The following is a 24,857-nucleotide window of genomic DNA, read 5'->3' as shown; positions in this document are numbered from 1 at the left end:
GTTAACAACATACACAGGTGAAATGAAGAAACCAGACTTAATGCTCATTATTAATTTAAAATAAGAAAAATTGATGAATTACTAAAAAGTGAAGGGAGAAACGTTTCGCTAATAAATAATACCGCAATTGATCACAATTCCGATGTAAACATCCCAATAGCTTAGTGCGATTAATATCTTTTTCCGATACCGCTATTATGAAATAAATAACACGATAAATAATCGAAGTCAGACCAGAGTATTAATTTGAATCAATTGCACCACTATAGTGCGGATAAGATGAGTAACCCATCAGCATTAGGGCTACTCAAATTTTGAGGAAAGATTACCGTTCCGCTACCAGGCGGATGATATCTTCATCTTCAGCCGTTTTTAGGTTCTCAGCAGTATTCGCATCCGTTTTTTCAGGTTCGTTTGCTTCGCACAAACGACGTAACAGTGCATTTTGCCGTTTTTGCTGTTCCAGCAATGCCTCAAGAAGTTCAATCTGTTCGTTAGTCCGTGAACTGGCACGGTTGATGAAAAACCACAAGATGAGCCCAATAGCGAGAATTACCACCGATACAACCAAAGACGCAACGTTCATTACGCCTGAATTTACAACTTCGTTCATTTCACCACCTCTAAGTAGAGGTGTCATTCTACCACTGCCACACAGGAAGGAAATCTACTGCTGAAAAAATGATATCACCACGGGATAAATTGATTGATGGCACAAATTCCGCTGAAAAATTGTACATCCTGATCGCACATCATGTTGAATACCTGCGCCCATAGCAGCAAGCAAGCCAGCACAGCAACAACCAGAACGACCCATCGAAACTTTTTCACTCCATTCTCCGTTTAACCTACCTTATGTCATTAAACTATCATGCGTTAGTTAAACAGCGCCTAACCATGTCGATATTCGTGCTTTTTCGGAACTATACGCTTGCTTCAGTCCATATTACCGCTACGATTAAGCGAACAAAAAAGAGAAGAGGTCATAATGCGATTCATTATTCGCACAATTATGTTGATAGCACTGGTATGGACAGGATTATTACTAAGCGGATATGGTGTTCTGATTGGAAGCAAGGAAAATGCCGCTGGGTTAGGGTTGCAATGCACCTATCTGACGGCCCGGGATACCAGTACGGTACAATACCTGCACACTAAAAGTGGTTTTTTCGGGATAACCGATTGCCCACTGTTACGTAAAAACAATATCGTCGTCGATAATGGCTAATAGATTAAGGTATAAATACCCACATTAAACTCAATGCATAAAACGTACACTTATCACCAACGTATACGATATTACGCCAGCCATCAGTAACTTTATTTACCCCCCACCAGATAAGAACCTGTCTGAATATTATACAGACAGGTTCTAACTCTAATCAGAACGGATAGTCGTGATACCCCATTTGCGAGGAAATTTTACGTGCGGCCGTATGCAACATAGCTACGTACTCCTGCAAACGCTCTTCAGAGAAACGCAGCGTTGGGAAGGAGATGCTCAGACCGGCAATAACCACACCAAAGCGGTCAAATACCGGAACCGCGATACAGCGTAGTCCTTCTTCCTGCTCTTCGTTATCTTCACCATAACCTTGCTCGCGCACCTGGTCCAACACCGGTAGTAACGCTTCGGTACTGGTAATGGTACGATCGGTACTGCGTTTATACTCAACGCCCTCAAGGATCTGCTTCACTTCATCACGATCGCGCCAGGCCAGCAGCACTTTACCAATCGCGGTGCTGTAAAGCGGATTACGACGACCAATCCGTGAATACATGCGCAAATTGTACATAGAGTCAATTTTGTGGATGTAAACAATGCTGTCTTCGTCCAGTGCGCCAAGGTGGATGGTTTCTTTCGTCAGGCGGGAGATTTCGCGCATCTGGATATCTGCGCTACGAATGAGATCGACGTTTTGTAAGGCACGAGCCCCCAACTCAAACAATTTCAGGGTCAGAGAATATTTCTCCGACTCCCCTTCCTGCGCCACATACCCCAGGGTTTTCATGGTCTGTAAAAAGCGATAAACGGTGCTTTTTGACATCATGACGCGCTGTGACAGCTCGGTTATCCCTATTTCGCGCTCTTCGCCCAGCGCCTGTAAAATGCCAAAAACCTTCAGTACAGAAGATACAGAATCAGGCTGTTTATCCAGATCTGCGTTAGCCATTTATCACCTCATTGCGAGTGTTTTATAAAAATCAGAACTGTTTTTTATTATAATTTCGCGCCTGGGTGGTCGCAATCCATCTTTTGCCGGTTAGTTACAATTCTGCGACATCCGCCGTGAATATCAGTGCTAGAATCATAACCCTGTTGATTATCATCCAAAGATATAAAATTCCTATGCCAAAAGTTCAGGCCGATGGCCTGCCGTTGCCTCAGCGATACGGCGCGATTTTAACCATTATTATCGGTATTTCGATGGCGGTCCTCGACGGCGCTATCGCCAACGTCGCCTTGCCAACTATTGCTACTGATCTTCACGCCACGCCAGCCAGTTCTATTTGGGTGGTGAATGCCTATCAAATCGCGATTGTCGTCTCCCTGCTTTCGTTTTCGTTTCTGGGAGATATGTTTGGCTATCGACGCATTTATAAATGCGGCCTGGTCGTATTTCTGCTGTCATCGTTGTTCTGTGCCCTTTCTGATTCGCTGCAAATGCTAACTCTGGCGCGTGTAATACAAGGTTTTGGTGGCGCAGCACTAATGAGCGTCAATACTGCTCTTATCCGGCTAATCTATCCACAGCGTTTTCTGGGGCGGGGAATGGGAATTAACTCGTTTATTGTCGCCGTCTCCTCTGCTGCCGGGCCAACTATCGCCGCGGTAATCCTCTCCATCGCGTCATGGAAGTGGCTATTTTTAATCAACGTACCGTTGGGTATTATCGCCCTGCTTCTGGCAATGCGTTTTCTGCCACCTAATGGTTCTCGTGCCAGTAAACCACGTTTTGACCTGCCCAGCGCCGTGATGAACGCGTTAACATTTGGTCTGCTTATTACCGCGTTGAGTGGTTTTGCTCAGGGGCAATCGCTGACGTTGATTGGTGTAGAACTGGCGGTAATGGTTGTCGTTGGTATTTTCTTTATTCGTCGTCAGCTTTCTCTTCCCGTGCCGCTGTTGCCAGTGGATTTACTGCGTATTCCGCTTTTTTCACTGTCTATTTGCACGTCTATTTGCTCTTTCTGCGCACAGATGCTGGCAATGGTCTCCCTGCCCTTTTATCTGCAAACGGTGCTCGGACGTAGTGAAGTGGAAACAGGTCTACTTCTGACCCCATGGCCGCTGGCAACAATGGTGATGGCACCGCTGGCAGGTTATCTGATAGAACGCGTGCATGCTGGGTTACTTGGAGCTTTAGGGTTGTTTATTATGGCGGCGGGGCTTTTTTCGCTGGTTCTCTTGCCTGCTTCACCTGCCGATATCAATATCATCTGGCCTATGATCTTGTGCGGTGCCGGTTTTGGATTATTCCAGTCACCCAATAACCACACCATTATTACTTCCGCCCCGCGGGAACGTAGCGGCGGTGCCAGTGGCATGTTAGGTACGGCTCGTCTGCTTGGTCAGAGTAGTGGCGCAGCGTTGGTGGCACTGATGTTAAATCAGTTTGGTGATAATGGTACGCACGTCTCGCTGATGACCGCGGCTATTCTGGCAGTAATCGCTGCCGGTGTTAGTGGTTTACGGATCACCCAGCCACGATCCCAGGCATAAAAAAAGCGCGTCAACCTGGACGCGCTTTTTGAGTATTTATTTCATCTTACTTCAGGTATTCACCCGTGCGCAGAGCCTCAATACGTTTATCCAGCGGCGGGTGGGTCATGAACAGCTCGCTCAGCGATTTTGACTTACCGTTAATGCAGAAAGCCATCATGCTGGTTGCTTCTTGCGGTTCATAGCTGGTTTTCAGGCGCTGTAGCGCAGCAATCATTTTTTCACGGCCAACCAATTTGGCTGAACCGGCATCAGCGTGAAATTCACGGTGACGCGAGAACCACATGGTGATAATGCTCGCCAGAATACCAAACACTAACTCCAGTACCGTCGCAACTGCAAAGTAGATCAGCGGGTTGCCGTTACTCTCTTCGCCTTCGTCGCGGTTACCGCCCATGAAGCCAGCGGCCAGTTGTGCCAGAATACGGGAAATAAAGATAACAAAGGTGTTCACCACGCCCTGAATCAGCGTCATGGTAACCATGTCACCATTAGCAATGTGGCTAATTTCGTGGGCAATTACCGCCTCGGCTTCATCCGGGCTCATGTTTTGCAACAAACCCGTGCTGACAGCAACCAGAGAGGCATCCCGGCGCGCACCGGTTGCAAAAGCGTTAATGTCCGGCGCATGGTAGATAGCCACTTGTGGCATAGCAATCCCAGCCTGACGCGCCTGGGTTGCAACAGTATTGATCAGCCAACGTTCCCTTTCGTTACGCGGTTGCTCGATCACTTCCCCGCCAACAGATCGTAATGCCATCCATTTGGACATCAGAAGCGAAACGAAGGAACCACCGAAGCCGAACAGCAAGGCCATAATCATCAGCCCCTGAACGCTGCTCGACTGTATCCCTGTCAGGCTCAGTACCAGCCCGAAAACGACCATAACGGCCAGGTTCGTTAGCAGGAAGAGCGCGATTCGCATCATAATTTTCTTTTTACCTCAGTTTAACAAAACGCAATATGCGATACCCACATCGTATGGGTTACTCGACTATTTTCAAGTCTGGATAGAGCGTAAGTCACCAGAAAGACACAACTTTACATTTTGTAGCATCTGATTTACGGCATCTTGCCGCTGTTAAAAAATCAGGCACAATTTCTTGTGCCTGATTGATGTTACTTGACGGGAGCGGGCTGTTCCGCGGGTCTGGCTTTTTCCAGACGCGCCAAATCAAGCGCGATGTTCACTGTCTCATCCAGATATGGATCCGGCTCCTTATAATCTTTTGGCAGATCATCCAGTTTCTTCAATGCCGGTTTTCCTTCGCGTTTAAAGCGATCGTTCAACCGCGCCAGACGCGTCGCATCATCTTCGTTATTCTCTTTTTCACGCACGGCGTAGTTCAGAGAGACGATGTTACGCTTATCCTTCATGGCGTTGAAGCGAGCGATATCCTTCATGATATTCTGGAATTCAGGATCCTTCGCGATACGCGCATTATGTTCCTTCAACAACTCCGGCTCAAATGCCGTTAAGTCTCCTGATTTCACATAGGTTGCTGCGTCGATGCTATCCCACGGCAGCGCATTATCTTCGAATTTCTCACCCGTTTCCGTCTCTTCATTGCCCGTAGGCATGATGATATCTGGCGTTACGCCCTTACGTTGCGTACTGCCACCGTTAACGCGATAGAATTTCTGGATTGTATATTGTACTGAGCCTAACGCAGGCCATTCTGGGCGCAACATCTGATCGTAGATGCGGTTCAGAGAGCGATACTGCTGGACTGTGCCTTTACCAAATGTCGGCTCGCCCACAACCAGCGCGCGACCATAATCCTGCATTGCGGCAGCAAAGATTTCCGAAGCCGAAGCACTGAAACGGTCAACCAGCACCACCAGCGGGCCTTTATAGAAGACCTGGCCGTCGGTATCACTGTCTTCACGGACTTTACCGTTGTTATCGCGAACCTGCACAATCGGACCTGATGGGATAAACAAACCAGAGAGCGATACCGCTTCAGTCAACGCACCGCCACCGTTGCTACGCAGGTCGATGATGACACTGCTGACATTTTGTTTTTCCAGTTTCTGCAGTTGAACTTTGACATCGTCCGTCAAGCCAACATAGAAGCCCGGAATATCCAGCACACCGACTTTTTCTTTGCCAACCGTCTTCACAGACATTTTAACGGCACGGTCTTCCAGACGAATGCGCTCACGCGTCAACGTCACCGTGCGGGTTTTAGTGCCTTTACCCGCAGGTAAAATTTCCAGACGAACCTTACTGCCCTTCGGCCCTTTGATTAAGGCAACAACATCATCAAGACGCCAACCGATCACATCAACCATCGGTTTACCGGTTTGTCCGACCCCGACAATTTTGTCACCAACGCTAATCGCTTTACTTTTCGCAGCCGGACCACCCGCCACCATCGAATTGATAACGGTGTAATCATCATCCATTTGCAACACTGCGCCAATACCTTCCAGCGATAAACTCATTTCAGTATTGAACTGTTCGGTATTGCGCGGGGAAAGGTAGTTGGTATGCGGATCAATTTCGCGTGCGAAAGCCGTCATTGCCAGCGAGAAAACATCTTCGCTGTTAGTTTGCGCCAGGCGGCGAATAGCAAATTTGTAACGACGCGTCAGGGTTTCACGAATTTCTTTATCCGTTTTTCCCGCCAGCTTCAGGCTTAACTCGTCGAATTTAACTTTGCTGTCCCACAGCGCGTTTAACTCAGCCTCATTTTTCGGCCAGGGCGCTTTGCTGCGGTCAAGGTTATAAGAATCATTACCGGTAAAATCCATCGGTTTTTCCAGTACCGACAACGCATACTGGTAACGTTCGAAGCGGCGTTTTTGCGCCAGATTGTAAAGATCGTAGAAAACGTCGAGTTTGCCGGAACGAAGTTCATCGCCCAACTCGGTTTTCTTTTTCGCGAATTGTTCGACATCGCTAGCCAACAGCACGTTGTGGCTGTAATCAAGCAGATTCAGGTAGCGGTCAAAGATTTTGGCCGAGAACGCCTGATCGAGGTCGAATTGTCGATAATGGGAACGGGTGAAGCGCGACGTTACGCGCTCACTCACAGTTGCATGCTGCGTCTCTTCCTTTAATACCGGAATCTGATCAGCACGCGTAATATCTTCTACAGCGAAGGTCTGGCCTGCTATTGCAAGCAGGCCAGCTAACGCGGTAAGCCTAAAAAACATGTTCATGCCTGGCCCGGCCTCCGTTTCAGAACACCAGGTGTTCTGCGCGCACAATCAAAGACATACCCGAATTCAGTTGGACGCGGACGCCGTCTTTGGTGATTTCTAATACGGTGGCATCCATCGCGTTTTGACCAGCTTTCACCTTCAGGGCTTGTCCGACAGTCAGAGCTGAAATGTCAGAAACCGGGGTATGCTGTTCTTCGCGAGGTGCTTTTACTGTTTTTGGCGCTTTCTCAGCCGGTTTTTGCGCACGAGGTTTGCGCTCGGCGCCTTCTTTACGGCGTTGCGCAGCAGGACGTGGTTTACGTTCACGACGTGGTGCATCTTCTTTCTCACCAGCAGCGATGGCAGCTTCGCGTTTTTTAGCTTGCTGTTCAGCACGCTGGGCCTGAACGCGCGCTTTCGCTTCTTCAAGCTGCTTGCGAGCATGTTCTACATGTTGCTCGTCCAGCTCACCGCAAGGGTTGCCGTCAAGATCGACACGCGTCGCGCCTGGTTTAACACCATACAGGTAGCGCCAGCTCGAAGTGTAGAGACGTAAAGCGGATCGCAGTTGCGTTTTGCTCAGGTTCATTTCCCCGGCAACACGATCGACCAAATCCTGAAAAATACCGATTTTCAGCGGACGCGCTTCACCTTCCGCACTGAAACAGTGGGGAAAACGTTCGGCCAGAAACGCGATTACTTCTTTACTGCTATTCAACTTAGGTTGATTTTCCATGAAATTTCCTGATTACAACGGACGTAGCCAACAAGCGCAGGCATGAACAGGCGTCATTATAATGACGCCATCAGTAAATGCTACGTTATCCGTTGATTATCCTGCGACGCTCGCAAAGAATTTTTTGTAATCCGTCGTTGCAAGCACCTTTTCAAGCTGTGCCACAAGCTGACGTAAGCCTTGTTCGTCCTCGTCGGTGAAGCGACCGAAGACGGTACTGTCGATGTCGAGAACGCCAATAATCTGATTTTTCACCACCAACGGTAGAACAATTTCAGAATTACTCGCCGCATCACAGGCAATATGTCCATCGAATGCGTGAACATCCTCGATTCGCTGTACTTCGTTACGGGCAACCGCGGTGCCACACACGCCGCGCCCGATGGGGATCCTTACGCAGGCAATTTTGCCCTGAAACGGTCCGAGAACCAACGTCTCATCTTCGAGTAGATAAAACCCCGCCCAGTTTACGTCGGCCAGACGTTCGTATAATAACGCGCTGGTATTAGCCAGTGTTGCCAGAAAACTGGTTTCTCCCGCCATCAGCGCATTAAAGTCGCGGTTTAAGTCCGCGTAAAATTCTGTTTTGTTCATTATATAATCACTTGGTTGTCTTACCTGGAACTGCCAGCCTATTAAAATAAGCATTAAATGCGTTAATGCTCAAGATCATTCCCATCATGAGTTAAGATTAGTGTTAATTCTTATTACATTTGGCGCGTCATGGCTCTTTACACCCCACAAGTTACGCCAACAAAAAAAATAACAGTGAGATCAATTGGCGAAGCGTTGCCGCGTGGTGATTACCAACGCTGCCCGCAATGTGACATGCTGTTCAGCCTGCCAGAGATAAATTCACACCAAAGTGCCTATTGCCCACGCTGCCAGGCAAAAATCCGTGACGGACGCGACTGGTCGCTAACGCGCCTGGCGGCAATGGCCTTCACAATGCTGTTGCTGATGCCTTTTGCGTGGGGCGAACCACTATTGCATATCTGGTTGTTAGGTATTCGTATTGACGCCAACGTAATGCAAGGCATCTGGCAAATGACCAAACAGGGAGATGCGGTAACGGGCGCAATGGTTTTTTTCTGCGTTATCGGTGCCCCCCTCATTCTGGTGACATCTATTGCCTGGTTGTGGTTTGGTAATCGGCTGGGAATGAATTTACGTCCGGTGTTGCTGATGCTTGAGCGGCTGAAAGAGTGGGTAATGCTGGATATCTACCTGGTCGGCATTGCCGTTGCCTCTATAAAGGTGCAGGACTATGCCCATATCCAGGCCGGTGCCGGCCTATTCTCTTTTGTAGCGCTGGTGATTTTAACGACGGTGACGTTGTCACATCTTAATGTTGAACAGTTGTGGGAGCGATTTTACCCTGAACGCCCTGCCACGCGTAGGGATAAAAAACTACGCGTTTGTCTGGGGTGTCACTTTACCGGCTACCCTGATCCGCGCGGTCGCTGTCCCCGTTGCCATATCCCGCTTCGCCTGCGTCGCCATCATAGTATTCAAAAATGTTGGGCGGCGCTGTTAGCTTCAATCATCTTGTTGTTTCCTGCCAATCTGTTACCTATTTCGATCATTTATCTGAACGGTGGTCGACAAGAAGATACGATCCTTTCCGGGATTATGTCGCTGGCGAACAGCAATATTGCCGTTGCCGGAATCGTATTTATCGCCAGTATTCTGGTGCCATTTACCAAAGTGATTGTTATGTTCACTTTATTGTTGAGCATTCATTTTAAGTGCCAACAGGGGTTACGTACGCGAATAATGTTACTGCGAATAGTGACCTGGATTGGCCGCTGGTCGATGCTGGATCTGTTTGTCATTTCTTTAACCATGTCGCTGATTAATCGCGATCAAATCCTCGCTTTTACTATGGGACCGGCTGCGTTTTATTTCGGCGCAGCGGTTATTTTGACTATTCTTGCAGTGGAATGGCTGGACAGCCGCTTACTTTGGGATGCACATGAGTCAGGAAACGCCCGCTTCGACGACTGAAGCGCAAATTAAAACTAAACGCCGTATCTCACCTTTCTGGCTACTGCCATTCATCGCGCTAATGATAGCCGGTTGGCTAATTTGGGGGAGTTATCAGGATCGAGGCAATACCGTCACCATCGATTTTATGTCGGCGGATGGCATTGTTCCGGGTCGCACACCTGTTCGCTATCAGGGCGTTGAAGTCGGAACGGTGCAGGATGTCAGTCTGAGCGACGATCTGCGTAAGATTGAAGTGAAGGTCAGCATCAAGTCCGATATGAAAGATGCGTTGCGCGAAGAGACGCAGTTCTGGCTGGTGACGCCAAAAGCTTCGCTGGCAGGTGTTTCCGGGCTGGATGCGCTGGTCGGCGGAAACTATATCGGCATGATGCCAGGTAAAGGTAAAGAGCAAGATCACTTTGTCGCCCTCGATACCCAGCCCAAATATCGGCTGGATAATGGTGATCTTATGATCCATCTGCAAGCCCCCGATCTTGGTTCGCTGAACAGCGGCTCGTTGGTCTATTTCCGCAAAATCCCGGTGGGGCGAGTCTATGACTATGCGATCAATCCCAATAAGCAAGGCGTGGTGATTGATGTCCTGATTGAGCGGCGCTTTACCGACCTGGTGAAAAAAGGCAGTCGCTTCTGGAACGTTTCTGGCGTTGATGCCAATGTCAGTATCAGTGGCGCGAAGGTGAAACTGGAAAGTCTGGCTGCTCTGGTTAACGGTGCGATTGCCTTCGACTCGCCGGAAGAGTCGAAACCAGCCGATCCGGAAGATACCTTTGGTCTGTATGAAGATCTCGCCCACAGCCAGCGTGGGGTGCTCATAAAACTGGATCTGCCAAACGGAGTCGGATTAAGCGCCGATTCAACGCCGCTCATGTACCAGGGACTGGAAGTCGGGCAACTGACCAAACTGAATTTAAATCCAGGTGGCAAAGTTACTGGTGAAATGACCGTTGATCCCAGCGTAGTTACCCTACTTCGTGAAAATACTCGCATTGAGTTACGTAACCCGAAATTATCCCTCAGCGATGCCAATCTGAGTTCCCTACTGACCGGCAAAACCTTCGAACTGGTGCCAGGTAATGGCGAGCCACGCAAAGAGTTTGTTGTTGTGCCTGGCGAGAAAGCCCTGCTGCATGAACCGGATGTTATGACGCTGACCCTGACCGCGCCGGAAAGTTACGGTATTGATGCCGGTCAGCCGTTAATTCTGCATGGTGTACAGGTAGGCCAGGTAATTGAACGTAAACTTACCAGCAAAGGCGTCACCTTTACCGTTGCCATCGAACCGCAGCATCGTGAACTGGTAAAAGGTGACAGCAAATTTGTCGTTAATAGCCGTGTTGACGTGAAAGTGGGACTGGATGGCGTCGAGTTCCTCGGTGCCAGCGCCTCAGAATGGCTCAACGGTGGCATCCGCATTCTGCCGGGCGAAAAAGGCGAGATGAAAGCCAGCTATCCGCTGTATGCCAATCTGGAAAAAGCCCTGGAAAACAGCCTGAGCGATTTGCCTACAACGACCGTGAGTTTGAGCGCGGAAACGCTGCCAGATGTGCAGGCGGGATCGGTAGTGCTGTACCGCAAATTTGAGGTTGGTGAAGTTATTACCGTACGTCCTCGGGCCAATGCCTTTGATATCGATCTGCATATTAAGCCGGAATATCGCAATCTCCTGACCAGCAACAGTGTGTTCTGGGCGGAAGGTGGCGCAAAAGTTCAGCTTAACGGCAGCGGCCTGACCGTACAGGCATCACCGCTTTCACGGGCATTAAAGGGGGCTATCAGTTTCGATAACCTCAGCGGTGCCAGCGCCAGTCAGCGTAAAGGCGACAAGCGAATTCTATATGCTTCCGAAACAGCCGCTCGTGCGGTTGGCGGGCAGATTACGCTCCATGCTTTCGATGCCGGAAAACTGGCTGTTGGTATGCCAATTCGCTATCTCGGTATTGATATCGGGCAGATCCAGACGCTGGATCTGATCACCGCACGCAATGAAGTACAGGCAAAAGCGGTGCTCTATCCGGAATATGTCCAGACCTTCGCCCGCGGAGGTACGCGCTTCTCGGTGGTCACACCACAGATTTCGGCAGCGGGCGTTGAGCACCTTGATACCATCCTTCAGCCGTATATCAATGTCGAACCTGGTCGGGGTAATCCTCGCCGTGACTTTGAGTTGCAAGAAGCCACCATTACCGATTCTCGTTACCTTGATGGCTTAAGCATTATTGTTGAAGCGCCAGAAGCCGGGTCATTAGGCATTGGTACTCCGGTACTGTTCCGTGGTCTGGAAGTAGGTACGGTTACCGGAATGACGCTGGGGACATTGTCAGATCGGGTGATGATTGCGATGCGCATCAGTAAGCGATACCAGCACCTGGTGCGTAACAATTCCGTCTTCTGGCTGGCATCGGGCTACAGTCTGGACTTTGGCCTGACGGGTGGTGTGGTGAAAACCGGCACCTTTAATCAGTTTATCCGTGGAGGGATCGCCTTCGCTACCCCACCAGGAACGCCACTGGCACCGAAAGCTCAGGAAGGCAAACACTTCCTGTTGCTGGAAAGCGAACCGAAAGAGTGGCGTGAATGGGGCACCGCCCTGCCTCGTTAATCTCCTCCTGCTCCGGCGTGCCTGCGCCGGAGCGTTTATGCTAAACTGCGCGCCTGTTTTTTTCCGCTGGTACATACTTGTGGCTCAACACACCGTTTATTTCCCGGACGCCTTTCTGACGCAAATGCGCGAAGCGATGCCTTCGACACTCTCTTTTGATGATTTTCTCGCCGCCTGCCAGCGCCCGTTGCGCCGCAGCATTCGCGTTAATACGCTGAAAATCTCCGTTGCTGATTTCCTGCAATTAACCGCACCTTACGGCTGGACGTTAACACCGGTTCCCTGGTGTAAGGAAGGTTTCTGGATTGAACGCGACGATGAAGAGGCATTACCGTTGGGCAGCACCGCCGAACATTTAAGTGGCCTGTTTTATATTCAGGAAGCCAGTTCGATGTTACCGGTTGCGGCGTTGTTTGCCGATGGTAACTCCCCGCAACGGGTGATGGATGTGGCGGCTGCGCCGGGATCAAAAACCACGCAGATTGCTGCGAGTATGAATAATGAAGGCGCGATCCTTGCCAATGAGTTTTCCGCCAGCCGGGTAAAGGTGTTATATGCCAATATCAGCCGCTGCGGTATCAGTAACGTAGCTTTAACGCATTTTGATGGCCGCGTGTTTGGTGCAGCGTTGCCAGAAATGTTCGACGCCATTTTGCTGGATGCTCCCTGCTCCGGTGAAGGTGTGGTACGTAAAGACCCCGACGCGCTGAAAAACTGGTCACCGGAAAGCAACCTGGAAATCGCCGCCACCCAGCGTGAACTGATTGACAGTGCATTTCATGCCTTACGTCCTGGCGGTACGCTGGTTTACTCGACCTGTACCTTAAACCGTGACGAAAACGAAGCCGTTTGCCTGTGGCTGAAAGAGACTTATCCCGATGCAGTAGAGTTTTTGCCGTTGGGCGATCTCTTCCCTGATGCAAAAAAAGCGCTGACCGAAGAAGGCTTCTTGCACGTCTTCCCACAAATTTATGACTGCGAAGGCTTCTTCGTTGCTCGTCTGCGTAAAACTCAGGCCATTCCTGCCTTACCCGCACCGAAATACAAAGTGGGCAATTTCCCGTTTAGCCCAGTGAAAGATCGCGAAACCGCACAAATTCGGCAGGCGGCTGCGAATGTTGGCTTACAGTGGGACAAAAACCTGCGTCTCTGGCAGCGTGATAAAGAAATCTGGTTATTCCCGGTGGGCATTGAAGCGTTGATCGGTAAAGTCCGATTTTCTCGTCTGGGAGTAAAACTTGCCGAAACGCATAACAAAGGTTACCGCTGGCAGCATGAAGCGGTCATTGCCCTTGCCTCACCCGACCACGCTAACGCGTTTGAACTAACACCACAAGAAGCAGAAGAGTGGTATCGTGGGCGCGATGTTTACCCGCAGACCGCACCAACCGGGGATGATGTGTTGGTCACCTTCCAGCGCCAGCCAATCGGTTTAGCCAAACGTATTGGCTCGCGACTGAAAAACAGTTACCCGCGTGAGCTAGTGCGCGACGGAAAACTTTTTACGGGTAAAGCCTGACAGTACACAAAAAGCGCACGTTTTGACTGGCGAATCTGACTGCCTTGACTAGGCTGAAAAATGGTGCGATCGGACTGGTCGTACCACAACCAGCACTTCAATGGAGAGCACGAAGATGAAAACCAGTGTGCGCATAGGCGCTTTTGAAATCGATGACGGCGAGTTACACGGCGAATCGCCTGGTGACCGAACGTTGACCATTCCCTGTAAATCTGACCCGGATTTATGTATGCAACTGGATGCCTGGGACGCCGACACCAGCATTCCTGCCCTGCTAAACGGCGAACACTCTGTCCTTTACCGTACCCGCTACGATCAACAGTCCGATGCCTGGATTATGCGTCTTGCCTGATCCAAAAAGAACCCGTCGGCATGACGGGTTATTTATCCCGGTTATTTTCCCGTTGTAAAATCTCTCCTAAACTTAACGGTACGGCAACGCACTTCGAGGATGAAATGTTCGCGCTGGTACTTTTTGTTTGCTATCTGGACGCTGGTTGTGAAGATATTGTGGTTGATGTCTACAATACGGAACAGCAGTGCCTCTACTCAATGGACGATCAACGGATCCGCCACGGTGGCTGTTTTCCCGTTGAAGATTTCATTGATGGGTTCTGGCGGCCTGCGCAAGATTACAGTGACTTTTAATTACTGGAGTCGTTCCAACGTGAGTGTTCCACCAAAGACCGCGCCGGTATCAATATAATGCAAGTTACCGATATCTACGCGATGGCGTAATGGCGTATGACCAAACCAGAAATGATCAGCGCCGGTAATTCCCTGCCCTTTTCGGCCTTCACGCAATCGCGAGCGACTCCACAACACCTGATGCAGATCGACTTCCTTATGCCACTCATAAATATCATTGGGGTAATCCGCATGGGCGATGACATGCAGTCCGCTACTACAGCTTAATTCAATTATCCACGGCAAAGACCCGCACTTTTCCAGCGCCCTTCTCGCTTGCTCACGTTGGTGCTCTGTCAGTGCGGCAAACCAGTCGCCACCATTCATAAACCACAAAGACATCTGCTGCGATGCCAGCGCATCCATCGCCATCTGCTCATGATTGCCTCTTACCGCCCTGACCCAGCGTTGATCCAGTAATTGCAGGCAACGCAAACTCTCCGGGCCACGATCGATAACGTCACCAACCGAGATTAACAAGTCTTGCCACGGGTCAAACCGGCAGAACCATAATTTCTCTCGCAGTTGCGCCAGGCAGCCATGAATATCACCCACCAGCCAAATATGTCGCCACTGACTACCATCAATTCTCTGATAGATGTGGCCTGCCTGTTTCATCAATTCCTTACTCCCGCGCATAAGATCACATTATTTTAACAAAAATGTTAAAAAAGCCTGGACTGAAGCAGTAGAGTGTGTGTTATGGTTGATTGTGAAGTCAGTGAGGGAAAAGCAGTAATGCCATTATCAAACTGGCTTTATAGATAAAAAGAGACCGAACACGATTCCTGTATTCGGTCCAGGGAAATGGCTCTTGGGAGAGAGCCGTGCGCTAAAAGTTGGCATTAATGCAGGCTTAGTTGCCTTGCCTTTTAAGAATAGATGACGACGCCAGGTTTTCCAGTCCGCGCGTAAAGTGGTCAGAAAAAAAGCGCGTTTATCATCCTCTAAAATGTTAAAAACCGCCCATTCTGGTGAAAGCACCCGGGCGGTTTTTTATTTAAAATCAAAAAATTACTATAGATAATTAACAGAGTCTCTCAGCTCTTTCAATAAACGGTGCCAGACTCACTTTTTCACCTGGTTTATTGGGATCATCAATCTGGATCACCGAAATGGGCTGGGCTTTAGTCTTCCCGCTGGCTACTTCCTTTTGTGCGATATCGTTTAAAGGATACTGCACCAGGGTACTTGGGTTAATGACATACAAAGCATTGCCCGGACGACAGGTCAGCATCACCTCTTCGCGATTAAACGCCCATTTGTCTTTACCCATTTCAAAACGGCTGACGGTAATCACCTGCGGAGCCGCCAACGCCGCTGCCGAACTGGTGAGTAACAGAAACGCCAGAATACTTTTTTTCATCATTTTCGTAATCCATCAAAAAGGTTCGAGAGTCGCAAGCAGGCTGATAATCACCAGCACTACCGCACCTATCGCCCATTCGAGTTTAGTCATCCACACAAACCAGGGTGCCGCACGGTCTTCGTCCTGCCCCATGCGCGGAACAAGAACATAACGATTTGCCAGCGCGATGGCCACCATAACCATTACCAGTATGACTTTAAGTAATAAAAGCTGCCCCCAGTACGTCGCAAGTGTGGGGGAAAATCCAGTGATTAACAATGTATTAAGCACACCACTGCCCAGTACACCTATCACAGCAAAATGTCCACACCGGGAAAATCGCATCAGTGCATGAATGGCCTCACGTCGCCAACGCCCTTTCACCAACTGCATACACCAGACGACCGGCAGCAAGCCACCAAACCATGCCGCCGCACAGATCAGATGTACGGCGTGATTCGTCTGATGGATTTTCGCCGTTAATCCTTCGTTTAATGTCGCGTGTCCTACTCCCGCCATCAAAATAAATTGCGCGGTAGTTAACATAAACAACAGACGAGGCATATTCCGTGGTTGCATCAGAGCCACGGTCAGCGTAACGAGGGCGAGAACGATTTGCCAAATCCAGACACCACCAAACTGTGTTTGTAATACCGACAACCAAATGTTCAACGACACCACATCCGGCCATCCCGCGCCCATCAACCCTCCCTGAACGGCGAACATCGCAGCGGCACTGCTCAAACTCCAGACGGCGGCGTGCTGTTGTATACGCAGAAAACGTTTCGTCAGTAATCGACGAATTGTTACTGGTGCCAGCCATGCTCCATACATCGCGAAGCCAAAGACCAGCATCAGGGAGATAAAATGGATAAATCGTAGTGCGACCCAGGTAAACGCCAACATGCTTTATTTCACTGTAAAGGTGTATTGCCCTTTGGTTTTATGCCCGTCCACCGAAACAACATGCCAGTTAACGATATAACTCCCGGGCTTCAGGGCGTCGGCAAGCGGAACAATCAATTGGGTTTTGTCCTGTTCATTACGCTTCGCGGGTAACGTTTTAATATTTTCATTCTTTGAGCCAATGACTTTTGCGCCGCTGAACCCGGGTTCAATACTTTCAGAGAAGTTTAAAGTAATGGCCTGTGGAGCAGCGATAACCTCCGCATTCGCCGCAGGATACTGATGCGTCAAGTGCGCATGCGCCCAGGCAGAAGGTACTCCCAGCGAAGCTGTCAGAAATGTCAGCGCATAACGAAGGGAACGTGCAGTTGAAGCCATATTATCTATTCCTTTTTGTAATAACTTTTTTACAGAGCATAACCTTGTCTAATGATAGAGTCGAGGATCATCAATTCCGGCTTGCCATCCTGGCTAACTCTTAGTAACTTTTGCCCGCGATTAATGAGGAGACACAGCATGTTGAAGAATCTGGCCAAACTGGATCAAACTGAAATGGATAAAGTTAATGTCGATCTGGCGGCCGCCGGGGTAGCATTTAAAGAACGTTACAATATGCCGGTGATTGCTGAAGCGGTTGAACGTGAACAACCAGAACACCTGCGAAGCTGGTTTCGTGAGCGCCTTATCGCCCACCGTCTCACCTCTGTAAATCTGTCACGTTTACCTTACGAACCTAAACTTAAATAAACCTTATATTAAGTTACACTTCCTTACATGATGCCTGCTAAATTATGAGTATTTTCTTATTCTCACCAATATTTGCGGACACTGTGAAAAGGAAGTCATCATGTCATACAGGAAAGTCGCAGCAGCACAATATGAGCCTCGTAAAGCCTCACTCACTGAGCAGGTAGCCCATCATCTGGAGTTCGTGAGGGCTGCCGCCAGACAGCAGTGTGAACTTTTGGTTTTCCCCTCGCTTTCTCTACTGGGATGTGATTATAAACGACGCCCTCTTCCTGCCCCGCCCGACCTCTCGCTATTAGACCCGCTTTGTTATGCCGCAATGACTTATCGAATGACCATTATTACCGGCCTTCCCGTTGAATATAACGATCGATTTATTCGTGGAATTGCCGTATTTGCACCGTGGATGAATGCGCCAGCAATTTATCATCAAAGTCACGGAGCATGCCTGGGGCGACATTCCAAAACCATCACGGTGGTGGATGGACAACCTGAAGGTATTGATATGGACCCGAGCTGCTCACTCTTTACCACCGGTCAGTGCATCAGCGAGCCAGATTTATTGACTTCTACTCGCCACTTACAATTTTTCTCACATCAATATTCCATCGCTGTTCTAATGGCTAATGCCCGCGGTAATAGTGCATTGTGGGATGAATATGGTCGCCTCATCGTCCGCGCCGATTACGGTTCGTTATTGTTAGTTGGTCAGCGCACATCGCAGGGTTGGCAAGGCGATATCATTCCATTACGCTAGGCGTTTTCGACCCGGAGTTTTGCCATGTTGCGTATTATCGATACTGAAACCTGCGGTTTACAGGGAGGGGTCGTGGAGATTGCCTCTGTTGATGTTGTTGACGGGAAAATCGTTAACCCTATGAGCCACCTGGTTCGCCCCGACCGCCCTATCACTCCGCAGGCTATGGCGATCCACCGTATTACTGAAGCCATGGTTGCTGACAAACCGTGGATTGAAGACGTGCTCCCACACTACTACGGTAGTGAATGGTATGTCGCCCACAACGCCAGCTTTGACCGCCGTGTACTGCCTGAAATGCCCGGTGAGTGGATCTGCACGATGAAATTGGCCCGTCGTTTGTGGCCGGGGATCAAGTACAGCAACATGGCGCTGTATAAAACACGTAAGCTCAATGTGCAAACGCCGCCGGGGCTGCATCACCACCGTGCGCTGTATGACTGTTACATCACCGCGGCCTTACTTATCGATATTATGAACACATCCGGCTGGACGGTAGAACAAATGGCGGATATCACCGGGCGTCCGTCATTGTTAACGACATTCACGTTTGGCAAGTATCGCGGCAAAGCGGTATCAGAAGTTGCAGAGCGCGATCCGGGCTATCTGCGCTGGTTGTTTAATAACCTCGACAGTATGAGCCCGGAACTGCGTTTAACCTTGAAGCACTATTTGGCGGATGCTTAAGCCGCTGGCTGACCAGGTAATGTTCCCTGCGCCAGCGCGACCAGAAAAGCATATTCCATTGCCACACCTTCGTAAGATTTAAAGCGACCGGATTTGCCGCCATGCCCCGAGTCCATGTCGGTACATAACAGCAACAGATGGTCGTCTGTTTTAAGCTCGCGCAATTTAGCCACCCATTTTGCCGGTTCCCAGTATTGCACCTGTGAATCGTGTAAACCTGTCGTCACCAGCAAATGTGGGTAAGCCTGCGCCGTGACATTGTCATACGGGCTGTAGCTTTTCATGTACTCGTAATATTGTAGATCCTGCGGATTCCCCCACTCTTCAAACTCGCCCGTAGTGAGCGGAATCGACTCATCAAGCATCGTCGTCACCACATCGACAAACGGCACCTGGGCAATAACGCCGTGGAACAATTCTGGTCGTTCATTGATAGCGACCCCCATCAACATGCCACCCGCGCTACCACCCATCGCATAACAGAGCGAAGGAGAACCGTAACCCAGCTTTAACAGTGCGTCGCAGGCATCAAGATAATCATTGAAAGTATTTTTCTTTTTCAGGAACTTGCCATCTTCGTACCACTGCTGTCCCAGTTCACCACCGCCACGAACATGCACAATGGCGTAGACAAAGCCGCGATCCAACAAACTCAGGCGACTAAAACTGAAATCGGCATCAATACTTGCGCCGTAAGAACCATATCCGTACACCAGCAGCGGGTTGTGCCCTTTGCGGAAATGTTTGCGATGATAAACCAACGAAACCGGAACTTCGACGCCATCACGGGCGGTGATCCACAGGTGTTCACTACGGTAATTCTCTGCATCAAAACCGGGCACTTCAGTTTGTTTTAATACGCGGCGTTCACCGGTGTCCATATCCAGTTCAAACAGCGTGTCTGGCGTGGTCATGGAGGAATAGCCGTAACGCAATCGCGAAGTTTCAGGTTCCGGATTATAGGCAATCCAGGTGACGTAAGCCGGATCGTCAAAAGCAATACCGATAACTTCCCGCGTTTTGCGATTGATTTGCCGCAGACTGGTTAACCCACGCTGGCGCTCTTCAACCACCAGCCAGTCGGTAAACAGCGTAAATCCTTCCAGCATGATGTTATCGCGTGGCGGAATTAACTCTTCCCACTGCTGCTCTTCACGCATTCGGGTACGATATAAACCAAAGTTTTTGCCGTTACGGTTAGAGCGTAGATAAAAGCGGTGCTGATAATGATCGAGACTGTATTCGTGATCTTTACGCCGCGGCAAAAAGACAAACGGTTCTGCATCGGCCAGCTCGGCATCCAGCAGACGAACTTCACTGGTCGTGGCGCTGGCAAGGTGAATAACCACATAGTGTTTTGATGTCGTTTTATGCAGACTGACATAAAACGTATCGTCTTTTTCTTCGTAGATCAGTTTATCTTGCGATGCCGGAGTCCCGATGGCGTGCCGCCAGACCTGATAAGGCAGCAGAGTTACCGGATGCTTACGCACATAATAAAAAGTCCATGAGTCATTCGCCCAGACAAAGCTGGGTTCCACATTATCCAGCAGTTCGGGATACCAGTTGCCCGTTTCAAGATTGCGAAAACGGATGCCGTACTGGCGTCGGGAAAGGAAATCTTCTGCCAGCGCCATAATGGTGTTATCGGGCGTTATAGCCATGCCGCCCATAGAATAAAATTCACTGTGTGCCGCCCGCTTGTTGGCATCAAGCAACGTTTCCCATTCGTCCCACTCTTCAGTGAATGCAGACTGGCGTTGATAAATGGCATATTCACTGCCGGGTTCATAAATATGCCGGTAACGATAACCGTTTTTAATATAAGGCGCAGAGACTTCTCTTTGCGGGATACGCTCAATGATTTCTTTTAGTATCCGATCCTGCAGGGCTTGTTGCGAAGCCATCACCTGGTGCCCGTAACTATTTTCCTGTTGCAGGTAATTCAGTACTTCCGGCTGCGAGCGCGTGTCGTCCCGCAACCAGTAGTAATTGTCGATACGCGTATCACCATGAAGCGTCATGGCATGGGGAATTCGAGCAGCTTTTGGTAGCATGTTATTGTTCTTTCTGGTTGAAGCATCTTATAAGGGTGGCAAAACTCACCCGGGATGCAAGCGAAACAGGACAGTCATTGCAGCGATGATGACACGTTATGAAGTGAAAATCGAAAGGTAGCAGGCAGATAAAATCAGTCGGTTCAACTAGCTGTGCGAGTTTGTATAGCCCGAAAAACGTAAATATAGGGCTATACAGAGAGAAGGATTATTCAGACAAAGTACGCTTTTGCTGTTCGATATCGCGTTCGATCCCTTCGCGAACATCCTGGGGAATTTTCAGCGCGTCGCCCAGTGCATTCAGGTAACTACGCTCCATAAAATGGTCAATATCAATAGCTGCACAGCTCAGGAAATAGATTTCCAGCGCCTCTTCTTCGTTTCGAACCCCCAGGGCCAGACGCTGAGGATCCAATGGCTGTTCGATTGCCTGCTCGATAAGAACACGGCCCTGCTCTTCTACACCCGCTTCACGCAATTGCTGATCGATAGCCGCACGCTCTTTGGCATCAATATGACCATCACTTTTAGCGGCAAATACCAGCGCGAGGATCAAACGTTCCGTGCGCTCATCCAGCGGCGTGCTCTGGGTGCCGAATTGCGGTTCGTTCTGGTGCGCCGCGCGAATTTTATCTTTGTATTTGTTCCACAGCACCGTACCAGCCACCGCGCCACCGCCTACCAGCAACGCGTTCGTGCCATACTTCGTTAAAAGTTTACGTGCTGATTTATTCGCTACCAGTAACCCAGCCAGCCCGCCTAATGCGCCCGGCACTAAAAGTTTGCCCAATCCCTGATCCGTAGACGAGGAGGTAGAAGAACTGTTTTGCCCGAGAAGGGATTGCAGTTGATTTAACCAGTTAGCCATGTTTGCTCCTCAATAACCATTTTAATGCCTGTAGCATAGCGGATGAGGATGTCAGAAAGTGTATATTGAGGCAAAAGATGCGCAAATTAGCGGACAGCAAGGAAGCCAGCCACGGAAAATGGTGATCGGGTTATTTAGGGTAATTGCGATGGTAGAGGTTTGTAGCCGTAATTGGAGTTGCCTTATGCTGATTGCCTGATGCGACGCTGTCGCGCCTTATCAGGCCTGCGGGATCTGGTGCGTTATAGAGCGGATAAGACGCTCGCGCCGCATCCGCCAGGGGTTATGTGCAATGACTGACAGCAATTAACGACGCTGGTAATCCGCCATTCCCGCTTTACAGTCCACATTAACCAGATAATGAATATCAGCGCTTTTACCACGCACTGTCAGCGGAACTGACCATTTATCATCTTTACCCTGAATATCCTGCACACTGACCCACGCTACCGGATCGGCCTGACCAACGATTTTTTGATCGTCTGCCCAGCGCGCGACGCGGTTTTGTTGATAATCGCGTTTTACACTCGCAGCGATTCCGGCTGCATCCAGACCTTCACACTTTGGGAAAGTGACCGACTTGCTGGCTTCGTTATTTGCAGCGAAAACTGATGCACAGGCAGAAAGCAGTAACAGCCCCAACAACGCCCCTCTTTTTTTCATGTTTTTCTCCATAGCACAATGATTCAGGAGAAAGCATGGTACAAATTATCAGGAGCGCAAGTGGCTTCAGGCGGCGTGTGTCTCATCTGCCACATCAGAGCGACTACCGACCACCTGGGGAGACGGTAATTTACCAGTTTTCAGAATCGTGCTAAGCACATCTTTCTGTTCTGCCAGCCACAGCGAAAGCGCTTCACGTTGCTCGTCTTCCATTTGTACTGGAGAACTTGTCAGCCAGGTGTCGAGCAGATCCGCCGTATCAAGCATTTTGTCATAAGCATCGGCTTCCTTTTTGCTGGTAAACGACATCTTCTCTTCGCCCTCACGAATGACTACGTATTTAATTTCAACCGCCATTTGCAGCCTCTCACAATAACTGTAATTTTATACAGTATAATTCTTTTCGGTCTTGAAATCAACACGAGCAATCAAGCAATAAAGACATACGCAAACGTTTTCGTTTATACTGCGCGCGGAATTAATCAGGGGATATTCGTTATGACGTTATTAGGCACTGCGCTGCGTCCGGCAGCAACTCGCGTGATGTTATTAGGCTCCGGTGAACTGGGTAAAGAAGTGGCCATCGAGTGCCAACGCCTCGGTGTAGAAGTGATTGCGGTCGATCGCTATGCCGACGCGCCAGCCATGCATGTCGCGCATCGTTCTCATGTCATCAATATGCTGGATGGCGATGCGTTGCGCCGTGTGGTTGAACTGGAAAAACCGCACTATATCGTGCCGGAGATCGAAGCTATTGCCACCGATATGCTGATCCAGCTTGAAAAGGAAGGGTTGAATGTTGTCCCCTGCGCTCGTGCGACTCAGCTAACGATGAATCGCGAAGGGATCCGTCGCCTGGCGGCAGAAGAACTTCAGCTTCCCACTTCAACGTATCGTTTTGCCGATAGCGAAAGTCTTTTCCGCGAGGCGGTTACCGCCATTGGCTATCCCTGTATCGTTAAACCGGTCATGAGTTCTTCCGGCAAGGGGCAGACGTTTATTCGCTCTGCCGACCAGCTTGCTCAGGCGTGGGAGTACGCCCAGCAAGGTGGTCGCGCCGGGGCGGGACGCGTGATTGTTGAAGGCGTGGTTAAGTTTGACTTTGAGATTACCCTACTAACCGTCAGTGCGGTGGATGGCGTCCATTTCTGTGCACCAATAGGTCATCGTCAGGAAGATGGTGACTATCGAGAATCCTGGCAACCGCAGCAAATGAGTCCACTGGCTCTGGAACGTGCGCAGGAGATTGCCCGCAAAGTGGTGCTGGCGCTGGGCGGCTATGGTCTGTTTGGTGTGGAGTTGTTTGTCTGTGGCGATGAGGTGATTTTCAGTGAAGTCTCCCCTCGCCCGCATGACACCGGGATGGTGACGTTAATTTCTCAGGATCTCTCGGAATTTGCCCTGCATGTACGCGCGTTCCTCGGACTGCCTGTTGGCGGGATTCGTCAGAATGGCCCTGCCGCTTCTGCTGTTATCCTGCCGCAACTGAGCAGTCAGAATGTCACGTTTGATAATGTGCAGAATGCCGTTGGCGCAGGTTTGCAGATTCGTTTATTTGGTAAGCCGGAAATTGATGGCAGCCGTCGTCTGGGTGTGACGCTGGCTACAGCGGAGAGCATTGATGAGGCAATTGAACGCGCGAAGCACGCCGCCGCACAGGTGAAAGTACAAGGTTAAGTCCGTCAGAAACACGCTGCAAAAATGCCCGATCATGGATCGGGCATTTTGACTTTTACAGCTTCGCGCCTTCTACTGCTTCACGTGCCAGCTTAGTGATGCGGTCGTAATCGCCTGCTTCCAGCGCATCCGCCGGAACCAGCCATGAACCACCGATACACAGCACGCTTTTCAGCGCCAGGTAGTCACGGTAGTTAGCCGGAGAAATACCACCAGTCGGGCAGAAACGAACCTGGGAGAACGGGCCTGCGATCGCCTGCAGTGCTTTCACGCCGCCATTAGCTTCCGCCGGGAAGAATTTGAACTCTTTCAGGCCGTAGTCCATACCCAGCATCAGTTCAGAAACAGTGCTGATACCTGGAATCAGAGGAATGGAGCCTTCAGTTGCTGCTTTCAGCAGTGGTTCAGTCAGACCCGGGCTAATAGCGAACTGTGCGCCTGCTTCGGTCACTTCTGCCAGTTGCTGTGGGTTCAGCACAGTACCAGCACCCACAATCGCTTCCGGTACTTCTTTGGCGATTGCACGGATAGCATCAACTGCACACTCGGTACGCAAAGTCACTTCCAGAACGCGCACGCCACCAGCAACCAACGCTTTTGCCATTGGCACCGCGTGTTCCAGTTTGTTTACCACAATAACCGGTACAACCGGGCCAGTGGTCAGGATTGATTCTGCACTTGTTTTCCAGTTTTTCATCAAAGTTTTCTCTCGCCTGATTACA

27 protein-coding genes are annotated in these 24,857 nt (G+C 49.8%); 11 read left to right on the top strand and 16 right to left on the bottom strand.

The window, feature by feature from the left end; translation table 11 throughout:
* Window positions 1-325 precede the first annotated feature (325 nt).
* Window positions 326-613: a YebO family protein gene (locus A31E_RS16215; protein WP_001006870.1), complete on the bottom strand. Its 288-nt coding sequence runs from the start codon at window positions 611-613 to the stop codon at window positions 326-328.
* Window positions 614-687: 74 nt separating this feature from the next.
* Window positions 688-831, bottom strand: coding sequence for a PhoP/PhoQ regulatory lipoprotein MgrB (mgrB, locus tag A31E_RS0122425; RefSeq protein ID WP_000714549.1), 144 nt, complete (start codon window positions 829-831; stop codon window positions 688-690).
* 157 nt (window positions 832-988) lie between these two features.
* Here mgrB and A31E_RS16220 point away from each other — a divergent pair, with 157 nt between their 5' ends.
* Entirely contained in the window at window positions 989-1,228 is a 240-nt protein-coding gene (locus tag A31E_RS16220) for a YobH family protein (protein WP_001211005.1), read from the top strand.
* Window positions 1,229-1,382: 154 nt separating this feature from the next.
* On the opposite strand, the gene kdgR is transcribed toward A31E_RS16220, so the two are convergent.
* Window positions 1,383-2,174, bottom strand: coding sequence for a DNA-binding transcriptional regulator KdgR (gene kdgR, locus A31E_RS16225; RefSeq protein ID WP_001262177.1), 792 nt, complete (start codon window positions 2,172-2,174; stop codon window positions 1,383-1,385).
* Between the two features lie 176 nt (window positions 2,175-2,350).
* On the opposite strand from kdgR, the gene A31E_RS16230 reads away from it, so the two are divergent.
* Window positions 2,351-3,724 (top strand): MFS transporter, encoded by a 1,374-nt coding sequence (locus A31E_RS16230; protein WP_010376166.1) that lies wholly within the window; start codon window positions 2,351-2,353, stop codon window positions 3,722-3,724.
* Window positions 3,725-3,770: 46 nt separating this feature from the next.
* On the opposite strand, the gene htpX is transcribed toward A31E_RS16230, so the two are convergent.
* The 4 genes from htpX to msrC form a co-directional block, all read right to left on the bottom strand.
* On the bottom strand, window positions 3,771-4,652 hold the full coding sequence (htpX, locus tag A31E_RS16235) for a protease HtpX (RefSeq protein ID WP_000984500.1): 882 nt from the start codon (window positions 4,650-4,652) through the stop codon (window positions 3,771-3,773).
* A gap of 191 nt (window positions 4,653-4,843) precedes the next feature.
* Window positions 4,844-6,892 (bottom strand): carboxy terminal-processing peptidase, encoded by a 2,049-nt coding sequence (gene prc / locus A31E_RS16240; protein WP_001516268.1) that lies wholly within the window; start codon window positions 6,890-6,892, stop codon window positions 4,844-4,846.
* A gap of 19 nt (window positions 6,893-6,911) precedes the next feature.
* The gene (proQ, locus tag A31E_RS16245) at window positions 6,912-7,610 is read right to left on the bottom strand and encodes an RNA chaperone ProQ (RefSeq protein WP_000431382.1); all 699 of its coding nucleotides are present in this window, start codon (window positions 7,608-7,610) and stop codon (window positions 6,912-6,914) included.
* A 96-nt stretch (window positions 7,611-7,706) separates the two neighbouring features.
* Entirely contained in the window at window positions 7,707-8,204 is a 498-nt protein-coding gene (gene msrC, locus A31E_RS16250) for an L-methionine (R)-S-oxide reductase (RefSeq protein ID WP_024193572.1), read from the bottom strand.
* A 129-nt stretch (window positions 8,205-8,333) separates the two neighbouring features.
* Between msrC and yebS the strand changes: the two genes are divergently transcribed.
* From yebS to A31E_RS16275, 5 genes are all read left to right on the top strand, one after another.
* The gene (gene yebS, locus A31E_RS16255) at window positions 8,334-9,617 is read left to right on the top strand and encodes a membrane integrity lipid transport subunit YebS (protein WP_016248634.1); all 1,284 of its coding nucleotides are present in this window, start codon (window positions 8,334-8,336) and stop codon (window positions 9,615-9,617) included.
* Window positions 9,586-12,219, top strand: coding sequence for a lipid-binding membrane homeostasis protein YebT (gene yebT, locus A31E_RS16260; protein ID WP_000076949.1), 2,634 nt, complete (start codon window positions 9,586-9,588; stop codon window positions 12,217-12,219). Before yebS ends, yebT begins: the two co-directional genes overlap by 32 nt.
* Window positions 12,220-12,298: 79 nt before the next feature.
* Window positions 12,299-13,738, top strand: coding sequence for a 16S rRNA (cytosine(1407)-C(5))-methyltransferase RsmF (gene rsmF / locus A31E_RS16265; RefSeq protein ID WP_024193571.1), 1,440 nt, complete (start codon window positions 12,299-12,301; stop codon window positions 13,736-13,738).
* A gap of 115 nt (window positions 13,739-13,853) precedes the next feature.
* Entirely contained in the window at window positions 13,854-14,090 is a 237-nt protein-coding gene (locus A31E_RS16270; RefSeq protein WP_001516264.1) for a YebV family protein, read from the top strand.
* Between the two features lie 104 nt (window positions 14,091-14,194).
* Window positions 14,195-14,386, top strand: a complete 192-nt coding sequence (locus tag A31E_RS16275) for a YdfD/YebW family protein (protein ID WP_001516263.1) — start codon at window positions 14,195-14,197, stop codon at window positions 14,384-14,386.
* Here the strand turns inward: A31E_RS16275 and pphA are convergent, their stop codons facing one another.
* The 4 genes from pphA to yobA all read right to left on the bottom strand — a co-directional run bounded on the left by pphA (window position 14,387) and on the right by yobA (window position 17,057).
* Window positions 14,387-15,043: a protein-serine/threonine phosphatase gene (gene pphA, locus A31E_RS16280; RefSeq protein ID WP_000806226.1), complete on the bottom strand. Its 657-nt coding sequence runs from the start codon at window positions 15,041-15,043 to the stop codon at window positions 14,387-14,389. It lies immediately after the preceding gene.
* 409 nt (window positions 15,044-15,452) lie between these two features.
* Window positions 15,453-15,794, bottom strand: coding sequence for a YebY family protein (locus A31E_RS16285; RefSeq protein ID WP_000976465.1), 342 nt, complete (start codon window positions 15,792-15,794; stop codon window positions 15,453-15,455).
* Window positions 15,795-15,806: 12 nt separating this feature from the next.
* Window positions 15,807-16,679: a copper homeostasis membrane protein CopD gene (gene copD / locus A31E_RS16290; RefSeq protein WP_000879335.1), complete on the bottom strand. Its 873-nt coding sequence runs from the start codon at window positions 16,677-16,679 to the stop codon at window positions 15,807-15,809.
* A gap of 3 nt (window positions 16,680-16,682) precedes the next feature.
* On the bottom strand, window positions 16,683-17,057 hold the full coding sequence (yobA, locus tag A31E_RS16295) for a CopC domain-containing protein YobA (protein WP_016248632.1): 375 nt from the start codon (window positions 17,055-17,057) through the stop codon (window positions 16,683-16,685).
* Window positions 17,058-17,195: 138 nt separating this feature from the next.
* Here yobA and holE point away from each other — a divergent pair, with 138 nt between their 5' ends.
* From holE to exoX, 3 genes are all read left to right on the top strand, one after another.
* Window positions 17,196-17,426, top strand: coding sequence for a DNA polymerase III subunit theta (gene holE, locus A31E_RS16300; protein ID WP_000916764.1), 231 nt, complete (start codon window positions 17,196-17,198; stop codon window positions 17,424-17,426).
* 100 nt (window positions 17,427-17,526) lie between these two features.
* Window positions 17,527-18,183, top strand: coding sequence for a carbon-nitrogen hydrolase family protein YobB (yobB, locus tag A31E_RS16305; protein ID WP_000122137.1), 657 nt, complete (start codon window positions 17,527-17,529; stop codon window positions 18,181-18,183).
* A 24-nt stretch (window positions 18,184-18,207) separates the two neighbouring features.
* The gene (gene exoX / locus A31E_RS16310) at window positions 18,208-18,870 is read left to right on the top strand and encodes an exodeoxyribonuclease X (RefSeq protein WP_000944296.1); all 663 of its coding nucleotides are present in this window, start codon (window positions 18,208-18,210) and stop codon (window positions 18,868-18,870) included.
* Here the strand turns inward: exoX and ptrB are convergent.
* The 4 genes from ptrB to yebG form a co-directional block, all read right to left on the bottom strand.
* Window positions 18,867-20,927 (bottom strand): oligopeptidase B, encoded by a 2,061-nt coding sequence (gene ptrB / locus A31E_RS16315; protein WP_016248631.1) that lies wholly within the window; start codon window positions 20,925-20,927, stop codon window positions 18,867-18,869. The genes exoX and ptrB overlap by 4 nt on opposite strands.
* Before the next feature lie 208 nt (window positions 20,928-21,135).
* Window positions 21,136-21,795: a tellurite resistance TerB family protein gene (locus tag A31E_RS16320; protein WP_016248630.1), complete on the bottom strand. Its 660-nt coding sequence runs from the start codon at window positions 21,793-21,795 to the stop codon at window positions 21,136-21,138.
* Window positions 21,796-22,101: 306 nt separating this feature from the next.
* Complete coding sequence (gene yebF / locus A31E_RS16325) at window positions 22,102-22,458, bottom strand: protein YebF (protein WP_016248629.1); 357 nt, start codon at window positions 22,456-22,458, stop codon at window positions 22,102-22,104.
* Window positions 22,459-22,524: 66 nt separating this feature from the next.
* The gene (yebG, locus tag A31E_RS16330) at window positions 22,525-22,815 is read right to left on the bottom strand and encodes a DNA damage-inducible protein YebG (protein ID WP_016248628.1); all 291 of its coding nucleotides are present in this window, start codon (window positions 22,813-22,815) and stop codon (window positions 22,525-22,527) included.
* A 141-nt stretch (window positions 22,816-22,956) separates the two neighbouring features.
* Here yebG and purT point away from each other — a divergent pair, with 141 nt between their 5' ends.
* Complete coding sequence (gene purT / locus A31E_RS16335) at window positions 22,957-24,135, top strand: formate-dependent phosphoribosylglycinamide formyltransferase (RefSeq protein ID WP_016248627.1); 1,179 nt, start codon at window positions 22,957-22,959, stop codon at window positions 24,133-24,135.
* Between the two features lie 55 nt (window positions 24,136-24,190).
* Here purT and kdgA read toward each other — a convergent pair whose 3' ends face one another.
* Window positions 24,191-24,832, bottom strand: coding sequence for a bifunctional 4-hydroxy-2-oxoglutarate aldolase/2-dehydro-3-deoxy-phosphogluconate aldolase (kdgA, locus tag A31E_RS16340; RefSeq protein ID WP_000800529.1), 642 nt, complete (start codon window positions 24,830-24,832; stop codon window positions 24,191-24,193).
* Between the last annotated feature and the right edge of the window lie 25 nt (window positions 24,833-24,857).

Origin of the sequence: Escherichia sp. KTE159, from assembly GCF_000408805.1 — a bacterium.
Classification (GTDB): domain Bacteria; phylum Pseudomonadota; class Gammaproteobacteria; order Enterobacterales; family Enterobacteriaceae; genus Escherichia; species Escherichia marmotae.
The sequence above is the reverse complement of the archived record's forward strand: the minus strand, read 5'-3'. Positions and strand labels throughout refer to the sequence as shown.

Bases quoted from the DNA above. Each gene is read 5' to 3' on its own strand.
- copD (WP_000879335.1), bottom strand. From the start codon at position 16,679: ATGTTGGCGTTTACCTGGGTCGCACTACGATTTATCCATTTTATCTCC.
- yebS (WP_016248634.1), top strand. From the start codon at position 8,334: ATGGCTCTTTACACCCCACAAGTTACGCCAACAAAAAAAATAACAGTG.
- A31E_RS16270 (WP_001516264.1), top strand. From the start codon at position 13,854: ATGAAAACCAGTGTGCGCATAGGCGCTTTTGAAATCGATGACGGCGAG.
- yobB (WP_000122137.1), top strand. From the start codon at position 17,527: ATGTCATACAGGAAAGTCGCAGCAGCACAATATGAGCCTCGTAAAGCC.
- prc (WP_001516268.1), bottom strand. From the start codon at position 6,892: ATGAACATGTTTTTTAGGCTTACCGCGTTAGCTGGCCTGCTTGCAATA.
- kdgA (WP_000800529.1), bottom strand. From the start codon at position 24,832: ATGAAAAACTGGAAAACAAGTGCAGAATCAATCCTGACCACTGGCCCG.
- msrC (WP_024193572.1), bottom strand. From the start codon at position 8,204: ATGAACAAAACAGAATTTTACGCGGACTTAAACCGCGACTTTAATGCG.
- yebT (WP_000076949.1), top strand. From the start codon at position 9,586: ATGAGTCAGGAAACGCCCGCTTCGACGACTGAAGCGCAAATTAAAACT.
- A31E_RS16215 (WP_001006870.1), bottom strand. From the start codon at position 613: ATGAACGAAGTTGTAAATTCAGGCGTAATGAACGTTGCGTCTTTGGTT.
- A31E_RS16320 (WP_016248630.1), bottom strand. From the start codon at position 21,795: ATGGCTAACTGGTTAAATCAACTGCAATCCCTTCTCGGGCAAAACAGT.
- ptrB (WP_016248631.1), bottom strand. From the start codon at position 20,927: ATGCTACCAAAAGCTGCTCGAATTCCCCATGCCATGACGCTTCATGGT.
- holE (WP_000916764.1), top strand. From the start codon at position 17,196: ATGTTGAAGAATCTGGCCAAACTGGATCAAACTGAAATGGATAAAGTT.
- yebF (WP_016248629.1), bottom strand. From the start codon at position 22,458: ATGAAAAAAAGAGGGGCGTTGTTGGGGCTGTTACTGCTTTCTGCCTGT.
- pphA (WP_000806226.1), bottom strand. From the start codon at position 15,043: ATGAAACAGGCAGGCCACATCTATCAGAGAATTGATGGTAGTCAGTGG.
- htpX (WP_000984500.1), bottom strand. From the start codon at position 4,652: ATGATGCGAATCGCGCTCTTCCTGCTAACGAACCTGGCCGTTATGGTC.
- purT (WP_016248627.1), top strand. From the start codon at position 22,957: ATGACGTTATTAGGCACTGCGCTGCGTCCGGCAGCAACTCGCGTGATG.
- A31E_RS16220 (WP_001211005.1), top strand. From the start codon at position 989: ATGCGATTCATTATTCGCACAATTATGTTGATAGCACTGGTATGGACA.
- A31E_RS16230 (WP_010376166.1), top strand. From the start codon at position 2,351: ATGCCAAAAGTTCAGGCCGATGGCCTGCCGTTGCCTCAGCGATACGGC.
- A31E_RS16275 (WP_001516263.1), top strand. From the start codon at position 14,195: ATGTTCGCGCTGGTACTTTTTGTTTGCTATCTGGACGCTGGTTGTGAA.
- exoX (WP_000944296.1), top strand. From the start codon at position 18,208: ATGTTGCGTATTATCGATACTGAAACCTGCGGTTTACAGGGAGGGGTC.
- A31E_RS16285 (WP_000976465.1), bottom strand. From the start codon at position 15,794: ATGATGAAAAAAAGTATTCTGGCGTTTCTGTTACTCACCAGTTCGGCA.
- kdgR (WP_001262177.1), bottom strand. From the start codon at position 2,174: ATGGCTAACGCAGATCTGGATAAACAGCCTGATTCTGTATCTTCTGTA.
- yobA (WP_016248632.1), bottom strand. From the start codon at position 17,057: ATGGCTTCAACTGCACGTTCCCTTCGTTATGCGCTGACATTTCTGACA.
- proQ (WP_000431382.1), bottom strand. From the start codon at position 7,610: ATGGAAAATCAACCTAAGTTGAATAGCAGTAAAGAAGTAATCGCGTTT.
- yebG (WP_016248628.1), bottom strand. From the start codon at position 22,815: ATGGCGGTTGAAATTAAATACGTAGTCATTCGTGAGGGCGAAGAGAAG.